The organism is Enterobacter sp. HK-058-C-ECC (assembly GCF_047531125.1).
Lineage (GTDB): Bacteria > Pseudomonadota > Gammaproteobacteria > Enterobacterales > Enterobacteriaceae > Enterobacter > Enterobacter quasiroggenkampii.
The window spans coordinates 698,776-711,893 of sequence record NZ_JBLKCH010000001.1; the positions used below are offsets into that span (position 1 = coordinate 698,776).

Consider the following 13,118-nt stretch of genomic DNA (forward strand, 5'->3'; position numbering starts at 1 on the left):
ATGCTATGATTCATCCAGGACAAAAATAACAACAGAATGAATCACATGAATAAACTCGACGCCTTTATCCAGCACGCGGTCAGCTCTGTTCCCGTCAGCGGGACCTCGCTTATCTCCTCGTTATACGGTGACGCGCTTTCCCATCGCGGCGGTGAGATTTGGCTCGGCAGCCTGGCTGCCTTACTGGAAGGCATGGGGTTTGGCGAACGGTTCGTGCGTACCGCGCTGTTTCGCCTCAACAAAGAGGGTTGGCTGGACGTCTCGCGCATCGGGCGACGCAGCTTTTACCGCCTGAGCGACAAGGGCCTGCGCCTGACGCGTCGCGCGGAGAATAAGATCTACCGCGCGGAACTGCCCGCCTGGGACGGTAAATGGTTATTGCTGCTCTCCGAGGGGCTGGATAAAACCACCCTGGCCGACGTTAAAAAGCAGCTGATCTGGCAGGGGTTTGGCACGCTGGCGCCGAGCCTGATGGCCTCGCCGTCACAGCATCTGGCGGACGTGCAGTCCCTGCTTCACGATGCCGGCGTGGCGGAAAACGTGATTTTCTTTGAAGCCCACTCGCCGCTGGCTCTCTCGCGCGCCGCGCTGCGTTCACGCGTAGAAGAGTGCTGGCAGTTAACCGAGCAAAACGCGATGTATGAGTCGTTTATCAGCTCGTTCCGGCCGCTGCTGCCGCTGCTGAAAGAGGCCGCGCCGGAGGAACTGACGCCGGAACGCTGCTTCCAGATCCAGCTACTGCTGATTCACTTTTATCGTCGCGTGGTGCTGAAGGACCCGCTGCTGCCGGAAGAGTTACTGCCTGCGCACTGGGCGGGACAAAGCGCCCGACAGCTCTGCATTAATATCTATCAGCGTGTCGCGCCGGGGGCGCTGGCGTTTGTCAGCGAGAAGGGCGAAACCTCTGTCGGCGAACTGCCCGTGCCCGGCACGCTCTACTATCAACGCTTTGGTGGTCTTACAAGCGCATAAGGAGGGAAGATGCCTGTTTATCAAATTGACGGCCTGACGCCGGTCGTGCCGGACGAGAGCTACGTTCATCCCACAGCGGTACTCATTGGCGACGTGATTCTGGGCAAAGGCGTTTATGTCGGTCCCAATGCCAGCCTGCGCGGTGATTTTGGCCGTATCGTGGTGAAAGACGGGGCGAACATTCAGGATAACTGCGTGATGCACGGTTTCCCGGAGCAGGACACGGTGGTGGAAGAGGACGGGCACATCGGCCACAGCGCCATTCTTCACGGTTGCGTGATCCGTCGCAATGCGCTGGTGGGCATGAACGCGGTGGTGATGGACGGGGCGGTCATTGGTGAAAACAGCATCGTCGGCGCGGCGGCGTTCGTGAAGGCCAAAGCGGAGATGCCTGCCAACCATTTGATCATCGGCAGCCCGGCCAGGGCGATCCGTGAGCTGAGCGAGCAGGAGCTGGCCTGGAAGCAGCAGGGCACGCGGGAGTATCAGGTGCTGGTGGAGCGCTGCAAGCTCACTATGCACCAGGTCGAGCCGCTGCGCGAGGCTGAGCCTGAACGCAAGCGGCTGACGTTTGGCGAGAATTTACGGCCGAAGTCGGCGGTGTAGGACGGGAAGTTCGCGCTACGGCACTAACGGGAAGATGTTACCCCGCCTCACCATGCTATAAATCCTCCGACACAGACTCATCACGATAAAGGACGCAGAGTTATGCTGAGAGGAAAACGCGCTGTTATCACGGGTGGCGGCGGGGGATTTGGTCAGGCGCTGTGCGTCTGGCTGGCGCGAGAGGGCGTTGACGTGAATTTTAGCGCCCGTCGGGTAGAGGATATAGAAAAAACCTGCGCCCTCATCGCGGCTGAAGGGGGGGTGGCAAGAGGATATCTCTGCGATTTAGCCCAGCCGGAATCCGTTTCTCAGTTCTCTTCGCAGGTCTTACATGCAGACAGGCCAATTGATATTTTACTACTGAATGCTGCTCAGTGGCTGTCAGGGACTCTAGACGAACAATCGAGCACAGAAATCGTCAATACCGTCAGTTCAGGCCTGACAGGTTCAATCCTGCTCACCCAGGCGTTGCTTTCAGGATTGCGACGTTCAGACGGCGCAGACATCATTGCGATTATATCCGCATGCGGTATTCCGAACTTTACAGATTCCATTGCCCATCCCGCTTTTTTTGCCAGCAAACATGGAATGAGCGGCTTTATCACCAAACTGTCAAAACAATTGTCCCGGGAAAATATAAGGGTGACCGGCTTGTATCCACCCGATTTTGAACTTACCGGGTTAGACGCGCTTGTCGACGATCGCTCACGAATGGGGGAGCGCTTAATGAATGGACGATCTGTCTGGGAAACGGTGCGTTTTGTGCTCACTCAGCCCCGTAGCTGCCACATTGGTACCGTCTACTTTCAGGGGCCCACTCGCGAAGATCTGGAATGTCAGTCCTGAACCTCGTATTTTTGTATCCACCTCTCGATTTAGCAGAACAGGGACCACACAGATGACGCGCTTTTACGAGTTTACCGCTACCAGCCTTGATGGCCGGCCGATCTCAATGGCCGACTATGCGGGAAAGGTGGTTTTGGTCGTGAATACCGCCAGCCAGTGCGGCTTTACGCCCCAGTATGCGGGTCTTGAAGCACTGTTTAAAATATACGCCGATCAAGGGCTGGTGGTGCTTGGCTTCCCCTGCAACCAGTTCGGTAAGCAGGAACCTGGCGGTGCCGACGACATCTCAAAGACCTGTTACATTAATTACGGCGTCAGCTTTCCCATGTTCGAGAAAGTCGAGGTAAACGGTGCCGCAACACATCCGATTTTTCGTTATCTGAAAGACGAATTGCCCGGCGTGCTGGGTGGGCGGATTAAGTGGAACTTTACTAAGTTCCTGGTCGGAAGAGACGGTAAACCCCTCAAGCGCTTTGCACCGGTGACCACGCCCGAGAAAATGGAGGAGGCAATTGTTGCGGCACTGGGAAGGTGAGTATTTTTGTCGCTGAAACCATCTATTTGTCGGGGATAGCCGATGTTCTGATGTCCGCTCTGTGCCAGATGCGGACGTCGAGGAGAATGTTATTTTGATGCGAAATATTTGCGTAATATTTTTTCTAATAGCAAGAAAACGACCGTCACCCTTTTTGGAGTAATCAGCTGGTAAGGCCGATATAAATAAAATTGCCATTTCTCCTGTCGCAGTTCTGGCAATGGGGGAACAAGTTGGCCGCTTGCTAAGTACTCCCTACAGATAAAGTCGCTGGACTGTACAACCGTTCTCCCGGCCAATGCAGCCTGAATTTCGGCATATGGATCTGTAGTATAAAACTCAATATGACGAGGGACAAAAGTATTTACTGCGTCACTCATAAACTCAAATGATTTTCCCGTTTCAGGATTAATTAAACCACTAAATGGATAACGCTGTCGAAGATCTTCTAAATCAGTAGGTGCTCCCAGTCGCTCAATAAGTTCAGGGGATGTAACCAAAATATGTTCAACTTGTCCGATATTTTTAATGATAAAGTTTGGGTTAGGTTCTCTCCCTACGCGTATACCTATATCGATACGATGCTCAATAGTATCAAGTTTCATCATATCTAAACGCCAGTCGATAAATAACTCAGGATAGGGACGTAGTGCAGTTAATAGTTCATACAAGATTTGTTCATGATTTGGAAATCGAAGTAATGTGATACGAACAATACCCTTCATGTCATTATCATCTTTCGCTGTCTGAAATAGTTTTTCAGAATCTTCAAGCAGTCGCTTCGCTTGGGGTAAAAATAGTTCGCCGAAACTAGTGAGAAAGATCGAACGAGTATTGCGTTTGAATAAAGGTTCACCAAGTTGTTTCTCCAGCTCAGCGACTGTTCGGGTTACTACTGATGGGGAAACCGACAGCTTGATGGCTGCTTCGCGGAAGTTCAAGGTCTCAGAGGCGATGATAAAAAATTTTAGAGCGTCAAGTTTGTCCATGATTATTGTGAAATCTGCAATAATGTATTTTGATAATAGCAATTAATTTGCAACTATTCCAGCCATATAATAGAACAATCAAATAAGTAACCTGTCTTACTTTTTATCAGAACTCAAAAGAGTAAACTATGTCAATTCAATCAGTAGAGTTAAACAAAGCCTATCGTTTATTACAGGTCGGGCCAACGACGATGATATCGGCTAAAAATGATGGCATTGAAAATGTCATGGCAGCGGCCTGGGTGGGATTAGTAGGCAATAACAAAGTGATGGCTTTTATAGGTCCACAGGCATTTACTCGCGGGCTTGTAGAAAAAAGCGGATATTACGTTGTACAGATCCCAGTAGTAAATCAGATGGAAATGGTTTTATATGCTGGAGGTCACAGTTATTCCGACACACCCGATAAAAATAGTAAAATCCCACTATTTTATCAGAAAGAGTTTGATCTGCCTTTAGTGGAAGGTTGCGCTGGCTGGTTAGTATGTAAGGTCATACCCAATGAAGAAAATGAAAAGCAGCACAACTTGTTCATGGGGGAAATTGTCGGAGCATGGAGTGATGACCGCGTTTTCAAAAATGGGCACTGGATTTTTGATGATGCACCAGATGAATTACGTACTGTCCATTACGTTGCTGGCGGACAGTTTTACGCCATTGGCAAAGGGACAAAATTTAATTATGGGCCGGGAAAAGACTAATCCTTACTTCTGCATAAATGTAGCCATATAACATGGCTACATAGAGGTAGTAGCATAAAAGAACAACCTACTTAAGATGTTTGCTTCTCACTCACAGCGGACCTTTAGCTCAGTTAGCATATCCGCTCAGTGCCAGAAGCGGATGTCGTAAGATTCGTTCGGCTAAAAGAGCAAATTCTTCTGCATCAGAGTGACAGGCCCTGCGGATTCACATTTATCATTACTCTCTGAAAAGTACTTTTATTTTTGCCCGGGGTTACGATAAATATCGGGTCGATTGATTTGCCAGACAAAATCTGGTCGGTTCAATGGGTTATACCCCAGCTTCTGGTATAACCATGGCGCGCTGTCGGTTACCAGCATTATCCGTCGCAGACGTGACAACAATGGATGGGCATGACAGCATTCAATCAGCCAACGTCCAAGACCACTTTTCTGATAATCGTTCAGCACGTAGACGTCACACAAATAACCAAAAGTGGCATAGTCTGTGACCAGACGGGCGAAGCCGATTTGTCTTGTTCCATCCAGGAGCGCGAAACAAAGGCTGTTCTGGATTGATATCCTGACCGTTTCAGCATCAATACCAGGAGCCCAGGACGATTGCGAGAGGTAATCGTGAATGGCTTCCAGCTGAAAAAAGCTGGGATCGGTTGTGACAATATATTTGTCTTTGGTAAAACGCAGATGCTGATTATTCACCGAACTTCTCCTTTTGGGCTACTTGTGATGAGGCACAGGGCTGTCCTCTATCCGGGGAATGCTCAGGACGCTTTCTCATGCACTGTCATGATGAATACCAATGGGTCCTTCTCCCGGTTTTCATAGAAATGAGGAACGTCCGTTCTGGCGGTTGCCGAACAGCCAGTATTTACCCGATACACGTGATCCTGCACGCCGAGTGTGAGCGTGCCCGACTGCACATAAAACAGTTCAAGCGTTCCTTCCGTGTGGCCGGGGGACGCAAACTTTTCCCCCGGCTGCATTTCCCACATCCAGAGCTCGGTCATATCAGGGCCACCTGACCCTGCGAGCAATCTTGCTCTCCCGCCTTTTTCACCTTCCCACAATTCTGGGATCTCATCTTCAGCGATGAGATGCACGGTCGGTTTTGAACTGACATCCACAAAATCAGCCACCGAAACCCCCATTGCGGCAGCCAGGCGGCATAGCAGAGCAATGCTGGGATTCGCCCGGCATCCCTCTATCTCAACCAACGCTCCCTTACTTACACCCGCCTGACGCGAGAGTTCATCAAGGGAGATTTTCTTTTGCTTACGATACAGTTTTATTCGCTGCGATACGGCTTCATTCACGGAACTGGCGATCGAATTTGCATCGGTCATTAAATTGACTTTTTTGGTCATTGGTCATTATCATGGAATAAATTGGTCATTACAGGATTATCACGTGCTAACAGTATCGCCGTCAATTGCCCCTGAAATTTATCGTATTGCTCCCGGTTTTCGGGCACTCAGCATCTGCGTAAAAGCTGCGCCAGTGCTTAATCCCGACACTGGAGAAATGGCGTTGCGTGAAGCCTGTGAAGCCGTTCTGGCCGGTGAACCAGAGTGGGCGGACTCTCATATGGCGGCATGGGCCGACGTTTTTCAAAAGTTTGGTGCTAAACCTAAACGCACCCCTTGCTCAGCGGATGCGTTACGCAAGCGCGTGTTACGTGACGGAACGATGCCAGCGCTCGATCCTATCGTTGATCTTTATAATGCCGTTAGTCTCCGCTATGCCGTTCCGGTTGGTGGAGAGAATCTCTGTGCCTATCAGGGGGCGCCGCGTCTGAATGTGGCAAAAGGAACAGAGCCTTTTGATACCGTCAAAGAGGGAGAGGCCACCGTTGAGTATCCTTCACAAGGCGAGGTTATCTGGTGTGATGATATCGGCGTGACCTGCCGTCGCTGGAACTGGCGACAGGGGATCAGAACCCGCTTAGGCGTGGAAGCTCAGCAAATGTGGTTCATTCTGGAGAGTCTCCCGCAGATGCCTCTGGATAGACTTCACGAAGCCGGGAAGATGCTGACCGACGGCCTGGAAAAAATGATGCCCGGTCTGTGGTTTGAAGTTGCTCTCATCGAAGAACAACAGCAGTAATACCCTTCAGGAGAAACAGTTATGTTTACCGGTTTGTCGGCGTTTCCATTAACCCCAGTCACTGCCAGCGGCGTGGATGAAAAGGGTTTCAGCCATATTCTTTCCCGTCTTACAGACGCTCGGGTTGATTCTATGGGCATCCTGGGGTCAACCGGAAGCTACGCCTATCTGACCCAGGAGCAGCGCAAGCGCGTAGCAACGCTGGCAAAACAGCATGCAGGGAACATCCCCGTTATGGTGTGTGTGGGAGCGGTCAGTACCGATGCCATTCTGCATCTGGCAGATGATGCACAGGCAGCTGGTGCGAATGCGCTGTTACTCCCGGCGGTCAGTTACCAGCCACTCCGTGACGAAGAAGTCTTCTCACTCTTTGAGACCGTTACCCGGCACGTGTCTGTACCGGTGTGTATCTATGATAATCCGGGCACTACGCATTTTACCTTTACGGATGAACTCCACGGTCGTCTCTCCTCACTTGAGGGGGTTCGCTCGGTCAAGATCCCTGGCGTCCCGGATAGCCCCGCTGCAGCGATTGAGCGGGTGAATGCGTTACGTCAACATTTGCGCCCTGGCGTAACAATCGGTATTAGTGGCGACGCTTATGCGGGGCTGGGATTAAACGCCGGTTGTGAAGTGTGGTATTCCGTGTGTGGCGGTCTGTTCCCTGAGATGGCGAAACAAATCACCGAAGCTGCGGCGGCAAACGATCATCAACGCGTTACAGCCCTGACAATCCGCCTTGAGCCGTTGTGGTCGCTCTTCCGGAAACATGGCGGAAGTATTCGCGTTATTGCCGCTGCTGCTGGTGTGCTTGGGCTTACCGACATGGATTGCCCTGCCTCGACCTCTGCAACCATTGTCAGCTGGTGATATCGCGGATATTGCCCATGTGATAAGCATGCTGGAGCTGAAGTGATCTCTCCGCAGGACGGGGTGTCTACCGGTCCTTTTGAAACCTGGTGGGGGATCAATCATCAGATGTTTGACACAAGTTCTTTAGGTCCGCTCTTCGCTAAAAGCGGACCATACTTTAAAACTTTATTAGTGACGTGACTCTTCCTCTCCTGAGAGCGTATCTGCATCAGGTGAATAATTCCGGTAAACGCATGCCAGTTTATGCCCGTCAGGATCGCGCAGATAGGCAACATAAAAATCGGGGCCGTAGGCGGTTCGTGTACCGGGCACGCCTTCATCCTTTCCTCCCGCACGGAGGCCCGCTGCATGGAAGCGTCTGACAATTTCCGCGTTATCGGCTCTGAATGCGAACATTGTCCCGTTTCCCGCCGTCGCGGGTTGCTGGTCAAAAGGAGGACAAATGCAGAAGCTAAATTCGTCATCCGGATGATTTTCGTCTCCCCACATTGCCCAGCTATCAGTCCAGGCGGGCAGACGTGAATAGCCCAGCACGTTAAAAATAGCGTCATAAAAGTTCACGGCGCGCTGAAAGTCATTTGTCCCTATCGTGATATAAGCCAGCACCTTATAACATCCTCTATCCACGCAGCCACGGCGTAATCGTTAGTCCGGTCAGCAAACCTTCCGGGCTGAGCAGGCGAGTGACGGTCTGCCCCCACGGTTCCGTGCGGTTGGCGACCAACAACCGATAGCCTTTTTCACTCAGAACACGGGTAGCGGAATCAAGATCCTGCACCTCGTATTCAATCCATCCCTGCGGTATCGGATGCTCCACGGGCCACTGCGCTTCACCAAAACAGGACGTTGCCGCCTGTGACAGCGGCCAGACGGCAAAATGCTTCACGCCCGGTAAGTGTCCCTCTTCAGTGAGCAGATAATCGGCATTGCCCTCCATCGGCTTCAGCGGCAGTCCGAGAGTCTGGATATAAAACGCGGTGCTGGACGCTGTATCCTGTGAAATGGGCCCGAACCCGGCGACGAACATGACATCAATTCCCGGTAACGTCTGCGACATATCCACTCCTTAATAGCCTGAAATGATGGAATTTAGCGTAGAGCCGTCTGAAATACGACTCTCAATTATGGTATCGCATTCACCGCGCCTGCATGTTCACGGTGGGTTTGAAAGTGAACGCGATAACGATCAACAGCACGACTCCTGCACTCATCACCAGCCAGGCGCTGGTCAGCGAGACCGAACTGTCGCGAACGATCCCGGCAACTAGCGGCATGAGCGCGGCGATCATATATCCTCCTCCCTGAACTTTAGACAGTAACTTCCCGGCCTGCGCGGGCGTTCGCGCATGATCGAACGTGACGATAAGCGACAGCGGGAAGAGGGCGCCGATACCGATGCCAAGCAGCAAGGTTGATAAGACCGGCGTCGTACCTGGAGAGAAGACCAGACACAGTAATCCCGCCAGCAGCAGTAACAGTACTGTTATCAGCGGAACACGGCGGTCGGGGAATTTACCGATCAGCGCGGAGACGGCAAACCCGGCGGCCACCTCGGTTAAGGTCAGCCAGGCCAGCATATAGCCGCTGCTGCGTGCGGACCATCCTGCCTGAATATAGAGCGGGGGCAGCCAGGCTAAGACCAGCGTGTAGGCACCCGTCCCCACGCCAAAAAAGAGCAGAAGGAGTCCAGTCCGGGAGGAAGAGAGCGTAACGGATTCATGTGCTGTTTGTTCCCCTTGAGGCTGCTTAACCAGGGGTAACCACAGCATCAGCGCCAGCAGCGCGAGCACGCCTGCCATAGCCAGCGCGGGCTTGAGCGTGAGCCATGAAAACAGCGGCTCGGCGCTGGCGGCGGCGACTGCCGCACCGGCCATAATGCCCGTGCTGAATAGCGACATGATCGTGCTGGCCGTTTGCGTATACGCCTTTTTTATCAGAGCAGGCATTAACGCCTGGATCGTGCCGATGCTGGCCCCGCCCAGTAACGCGGTGCCCATCAAACCCGTCAGCGAGGTGCTAAAACCGCGTAATGAACAGGCTACCAGCAGGATGAACAGCCCGAGCATAATTCCCCTGACGGCACCGACCCTGGCTAAAAGCCAGGGACCACACAGGGCAGCCAGTCCCATCATCGCCACCGGCAGGGTAGTCAGCAGGCTGAATTGCGTCGCGGTCAGCCCCGCTTCGCGCTGCAGCACGGAGAAAAGAGGGCCGACCGAGGCCAGAATGGGGCGCAGGTTCAGCCCGACGATAAAAGCGATAACGGCGAAGAGTAACGGTGATGTGCGTTTCAACATGGCATCCTTTTCGGTTGTGAATGGCCCAGGCAAATTGCCGCGAGCATTTATCTTAACGTTAAGATAAAATCTGTTTTTGTGTAAGATGTACCGCACAACTCGATAAATTCCCACGCTATCCGGGGTGAAGATGAAAGACCATGTAGACTTCGTTGTCGGCCAGTGGAGCAGCGCCATGCCTGAGCTGGACGCCTCGTCGATGAAAATTTTTGGCCGAATGCTCAGGCTGATGAAGCACCTGGGAAAAGAACGCGCGCAGGCCATGGCGCCGTTTGGCTTTCGCGAGGGCGAGTTTGACGTCCTCGCCACGCTGCGTCGCGCCGGGGAGCCGTACTGCCTTTCGCCCACGCAGCTGTATACATCCCTGTTGATCACCTCAGGGGCGATGACGAACCGGCTCAACCATCTTGAACAACAAGGCCTTATCAGGCGGATTGCCGATCCTGATGACAAGCGCAGCTCGCTCGTCAGCCTGACGCCGCACGGGCAGGCTCGTATCGAACAGGCGCTGCTCGTGCACACGGAAACGCAAAATGCGCTGCTGAGAAACCTCTCTGAGGCGCAACGCGCGCAGCTTGAGTCTCTGCTCAGGGGGCTGCTGCTGACGTTTCCGGCTGAGGAATGGGGTGAAACGTCACCGAGTGCCGATAATACAAAAACTGCATGATTACACCTGACAAAAAGGGAACGTATGTCTTTACCGCCACTGTATGCACTGCGCGCGTTCGAAGTTGCCGCACGGCTGAACTCCTTCAGCAAAGCGGCTGAAGCCCTGAACATCACGCCGGGGGCAGTCAGCAGACATGTCCAGACGCTTGAAATGTGGTTCGACTGCGAGCTGTTTAAACGCCAGGGTCCGAAAGTAGAGGTCAGCGATGCCGGGCGTATTCTGGCCGGGCAGCTTAGCGAAAGTTTCTCGACTATTGAGTGGGCCTGTCGCGCATTCAAAAGCGAAAACCACCTTCTGCGCCTCAAAGCCCCCAGCACCCTGACGATGCGATGGCTCCTCAATGTGCTTAAATCCTTCCGCGAGAACCACGCGAAGCCGAAAATCGAAATTGCCAGCGTCTGGATGGACTTCGACACGGTTGATTTCAGCCGGGAACCTTATGATTGTGCGATCCTCCTCGGTAACGGTTATTTCGGCGAGTCAACGGAGAGTCGGCTGCTGTTCAGCGAATGGCTTATTCCGGTTTGTACGCCGTCTTTACTGGAGTCTGCCCGGCATCAGCTTCCAGAATGCGATCTTATTCATCCGTCACCGGACAGACGGGACTGGAAGCGCTGGCTGAAAAGGACGAGCCTATTCCCCGGCCTCGACATGAGCGGTGGGATCGTGTTCGACACCCTGGAGCAGGCAAGCCTTGCGGCCATGCACGGACACGGCGTGGCGATAGCGGATCTCCGGCTCACGCTCGACGCGTTGAAAAGCGGCCTGCTCGGGCTGCCCTTCAGGGAGGCGATAGCAACAGGAGATGGTTATTACCTTGTCTGGCCCAAAAATTCGCTCAGAGGACAGAGTATTGAACGGTTGCTGGCCTGGCTTCACCTTAATGCGCCAGTGGTGCCCTCTTTGGATATTGTCTGTCTTGATTTCAACGAAAAGCGGATTTAATAAATAGCGGAATATTAACAGGGAGATATTCCGCATAGTGAACATATTTATGCGTAGGGAATATTTGCCATCTTTTTATATCTTTCCGGCAGGGCGCTGTTCAGATTGAGTAATTTATCCAGTATATAAAGCGCAGGCGTTCCCTTTGCGCGTTCAGCTTCGATCAGCGCAGAACGTAACAGATTGGTAGCCGATGTCATTTCACGGAAGTACTCCTCAGATTCAGGCGTCTGAACTTCACCTGACCCCGCGTAACGCACCCGGGGCCAGTCCGCGAAGTCCAGAACCGGAAGGATCCCGTCGTCTTTGGGTAAATGCGCAGAGAGTAACTCGTCGGCGTTACGCGGATTGCTCTGGGCAAAAGAGAGCAGATGCAGGCGATGAATAAAGGGCGAAAGCAGCTCAGTGCTATCTTCTTCTGACGAAAGTAACGTTATTAACGTATGTATATTTTCACCCGCGATGTTTTTTTCAGGTGAGATCATTTTCATTAGGTGAAATAAAACATCGAGTGTCATACGTACTCCATAGACATGCAGGTGTATTTATTATTTGAGTTTCGCTCTCTGTTCCAGGTCAGGAAGAGACCGGGAATGAAGGGATGGTATTTCAATGAGATTACGTTTGAAAAACGAGAAATAGTGGGAATCAATGTGAGTTTTACTCAACATAGGTTTTATTATTCAATGAGATTCTCCAGATGTGATGATTAACTTACAATGAACAGCAGAATATCTATCCGACAAGCGTCTACAGAGGCGAGCAAACATGAGATTAGAGAGTGCGTCAGTTTTAGAAGAACTCCGGACCAGGCTAAGACCCGCATCGGTCGCGCAGGTCGGTGGGTTCCGGCCGCCTGAAGATCCCATTACGTCATGGTTTCTGAAGGGCGTTTCTCGTGCAGATGAAGGATTACCCACCTGGAAGGGCAAACCAATGTTTCCACTTCTTCAGATAAGGGTCGACGAGCTTCCTGTTATTCCTGACCAGTTGAAGGGCATAGCCCTTCTGGTGTTGTTTCACAATTTGGAACAACATCCCTTTGACGAACCGCACGGTGAAGGATGGTTAATTCGCGAGTATGCCAGCCTTGAAGGGCTTCAGCCATTGCCTGAATTGGACACACCGTATCGGCCGTTTCCAGTTCAATGGCTGAGTGTCATTGACGATGCTCCTGGATGGGAAGATGCCTGGGATATTATTGATCTCTCTTGCGTATATGATGATGAGCAGGCCAGTGATAGTTTTTTTGAAGATTTCAATCGCTACAGGGGAACCAAGGTAGGGGGATTTCCGACTGAGATACAACACGGTGTGGGAATGGAAGAGTTTGTTTTTCAGGTTGGGTCAGAAGAAAAAGTAAACTGGATGTGGGCGGATAACGGTATCGGTTACTTTCACCGGTCATCAGAAGGGGAATGGCGGTTTTCATGTCAGTTCTACTGATGAGCTTCCTGCCGGGGGATTGACCACTCACCCGGCAGTGATTTGTTTCACAAATCCCATCGCTCCTCGACCGTTCAGGATGGTATAACGTCTTGCGGCAATCGGGTTGCCGTAGACAGCCCACATTCCTAA

The 13,118-nt window shown here is 52.1% G+C and carries 16 protein-coding genes and 1 pseudogene; 10 read left to right on the forward strand and 7 right to left on the reverse strand.

The features are described 5' to 3' along the window. The first annotated feature begins 36 nt into the window (after nucleotides 1-36). The 4 genes from paaX (at nucleotide 37) to ACMWJS_RS03435 (ending at nucleotide 2,959) form a co-directional block, all read left to right on the forward strand. Nucleotides 37-972, forward strand: a complete 936-nt coding sequence (gene paaX / locus ACMWJS_RS03420; protein ID WP_028016008.1) for a phenylacetic acid degradation operon negative regulatory protein PaaX — start codon at nucleotides 37-39, stop codon at nucleotides 970-972. A gap of 9 nt (nucleotides 973-981) precedes the next feature. Then, nucleotides 982-1,578, forward strand: coding sequence for a phenylacetic acid degradation protein PaaY (paaY, locus tag ACMWJS_RS03425; protein WP_414746599.1), 597 nt, complete (start codon nucleotides 982-984; stop codon nucleotides 1,576-1,578). Between the two features lie 102 nt (nucleotides 1,579-1,680). After that, nucleotides 1,681-2,424: an SDR family oxidoreductase gene (locus ACMWJS_RS03430; RefSeq protein WP_414746600.1), complete on the forward strand. Its 744-nt coding sequence runs from the start codon at nucleotides 1,681-1,683 to the stop codon at nucleotides 2,422-2,424. Between the two features lie 52 nt (nucleotides 2,425-2,476). Next, nucleotides 2,477-2,959 (forward strand): glutathione peroxidase, encoded by a 483-nt coding sequence (locus tag ACMWJS_RS03435; RefSeq protein ID WP_414746601.1) that lies wholly within the window; start codon nucleotides 2,477-2,479, stop codon nucleotides 2,957-2,959. 89 nt (nucleotides 2,960-3,048) lie between these two features. On the opposite strand, the gene ACMWJS_RS03440 is transcribed toward ACMWJS_RS03435, so the two are convergent. Next, nucleotides 3,049-3,948 carry a LysR family transcriptional regulator gene (locus tag ACMWJS_RS03440; protein ID WP_414746602.1) on the reverse strand — a complete coding sequence of 300 codons (900 nt, stop codon included), beginning with the start codon at nucleotides 3,946-3,948 and terminating at the stop codon, nucleotides 3,049-3,051. Between the two features lie 128 nt (nucleotides 3,949-4,076). Between ACMWJS_RS03440 and ACMWJS_RS03445 the strand changes: the two genes are divergently transcribed. Continuing rightward, nucleotides 4,077-4,649 carry a flavin reductase family protein gene (locus tag ACMWJS_RS03445; protein WP_414746603.1) on the forward strand — a complete coding sequence of 191 codons (573 nt, stop codon included), beginning with the start codon at nucleotides 4,077-4,079 and terminating at the stop codon, nucleotides 4,647-4,649. 240 nt (nucleotides 4,650-4,889) lie between these two features. On the opposite strand, the gene ACMWJS_RS03450 is transcribed toward ACMWJS_RS03445, so the two are convergent. Next, nucleotides 4,890-5,351, reverse strand: a complete 462-nt coding sequence (locus tag ACMWJS_RS03450; RefSeq protein ID WP_414746604.1) for a GNAT family N-acetyltransferase — start codon at nucleotides 5,349-5,351, stop codon at nucleotides 4,890-4,892. A gap of 62 nt (nucleotides 5,352-5,413) precedes the next feature. Continuing rightward, a complete protein-coding gene (locus tag ACMWJS_RS03455; RefSeq protein ID WP_414746605.1) occupies nucleotides 5,414-6,016 on the reverse strand; it encodes a helix-turn-helix domain-containing protein in 603 nt (200 codons plus the stop codon). A gap of 43 nt (nucleotides 6,017-6,059) precedes the next feature. Between ACMWJS_RS03455 and ACMWJS_RS03460 the strand changes: the two genes are divergently transcribed. Beyond that, nucleotides 6,060-6,755 carry a B3/4 domain-containing protein gene (locus tag ACMWJS_RS03460; RefSeq protein WP_414746606.1) on the forward strand — a complete coding sequence of 232 codons (696 nt, stop codon included), beginning with the start codon at nucleotides 6,060-6,062 and terminating at the stop codon, nucleotides 6,753-6,755. Nucleotides 6,756-6,776: 21 nt separating this feature from the next. Continuing rightward, nucleotides 6,777-7,671, forward strand: a pseudogene (locus ACMWJS_RS03465) (dihydrodipicolinate synthase family protein). A gap of 125 nt (nucleotides 7,672-7,796) precedes the next feature. On the opposite strand, the gene ACMWJS_RS03470 reads toward ACMWJS_RS03465, so the two are convergent. From ACMWJS_RS03470 to ACMWJS_RS03480, 3 genes are all read right to left on the reverse strand, one after another. Continuing rightward, nucleotides 7,797-8,234, reverse strand: coding sequence for a VOC family protein (locus ACMWJS_RS03470; protein ID WP_048030628.1), 438 nt, complete (start codon nucleotides 8,232-8,234; stop codon nucleotides 7,797-7,799). Between the two features lie 13 nt (nucleotides 8,235-8,247). Then, nucleotides 8,248-8,685 carry a VOC family protein gene (locus ACMWJS_RS03475; protein ID WP_167210433.1) on the reverse strand — a complete coding sequence of 146 codons (438 nt, stop codon included), beginning with the start codon at nucleotides 8,683-8,685 and terminating at the stop codon, nucleotides 8,248-8,250. Nucleotides 8,686-8,764: 79 nt separating this feature from the next. Next, nucleotides 8,765-9,925: an MFS transporter gene (locus tag ACMWJS_RS03480; protein ID WP_414746607.1), complete on the reverse strand. Its 1,161-nt coding sequence runs from the start codon at nucleotides 9,923-9,925 to the stop codon at nucleotides 8,765-8,767. 130 nt (nucleotides 9,926-10,055) lie between these two features. On the opposite strand from ACMWJS_RS03480, the gene ACMWJS_RS03485 reads away from it, so the two are divergent. Together ACMWJS_RS03485 and ACMWJS_RS03490 are read left to right on the forward strand one after the other, a co-directional pair. Next, nucleotides 10,056-10,592 (forward strand): MarR family winged helix-turn-helix transcriptional regulator, encoded by a 537-nt coding sequence (locus tag ACMWJS_RS03485; protein ID WP_048030625.1) that lies wholly within the window; start codon nucleotides 10,056-10,058, stop codon nucleotides 10,590-10,592. A 24-nt stretch (nucleotides 10,593-10,616) separates the two neighbouring features. After that, nucleotides 10,617-11,540, forward strand: a complete 924-nt coding sequence (locus ACMWJS_RS03490) for a LysR substrate-binding domain-containing protein (protein WP_414746608.1) — start codon at nucleotides 10,617-10,619, stop codon at nucleotides 11,538-11,540. Between the two features lie 47 nt (nucleotides 11,541-11,587). Here the strand turns inward: ACMWJS_RS03490 and ACMWJS_RS03495 are convergent, their stop codons facing one another. Then, the gene (locus ACMWJS_RS03495) at nucleotides 11,588-12,058 is read right to left on the reverse strand and encodes a hypothetical protein (RefSeq protein WP_414746609.1); all 471 of its coding nucleotides are present in this window, start codon (nucleotides 12,056-12,058) and stop codon (nucleotides 11,588-11,590) included. Nucleotides 12,059-12,308: 250 nt separating this feature from the next. On the opposite strand from ACMWJS_RS03495, the gene ACMWJS_RS03500 reads away from it, so the two are divergent. Next, nucleotides 12,309-12,986 carry a DUF1963 domain-containing protein gene (locus tag ACMWJS_RS03500; protein ID WP_414746610.1) on the forward strand — a complete coding sequence of 226 codons (678 nt, stop codon included), beginning with the start codon at nucleotides 12,309-12,311 and terminating at the stop codon, nucleotides 12,984-12,986. The last annotated feature ends 132 nt before the right edge of the window (nucleotides 12,987-13,118 follow it).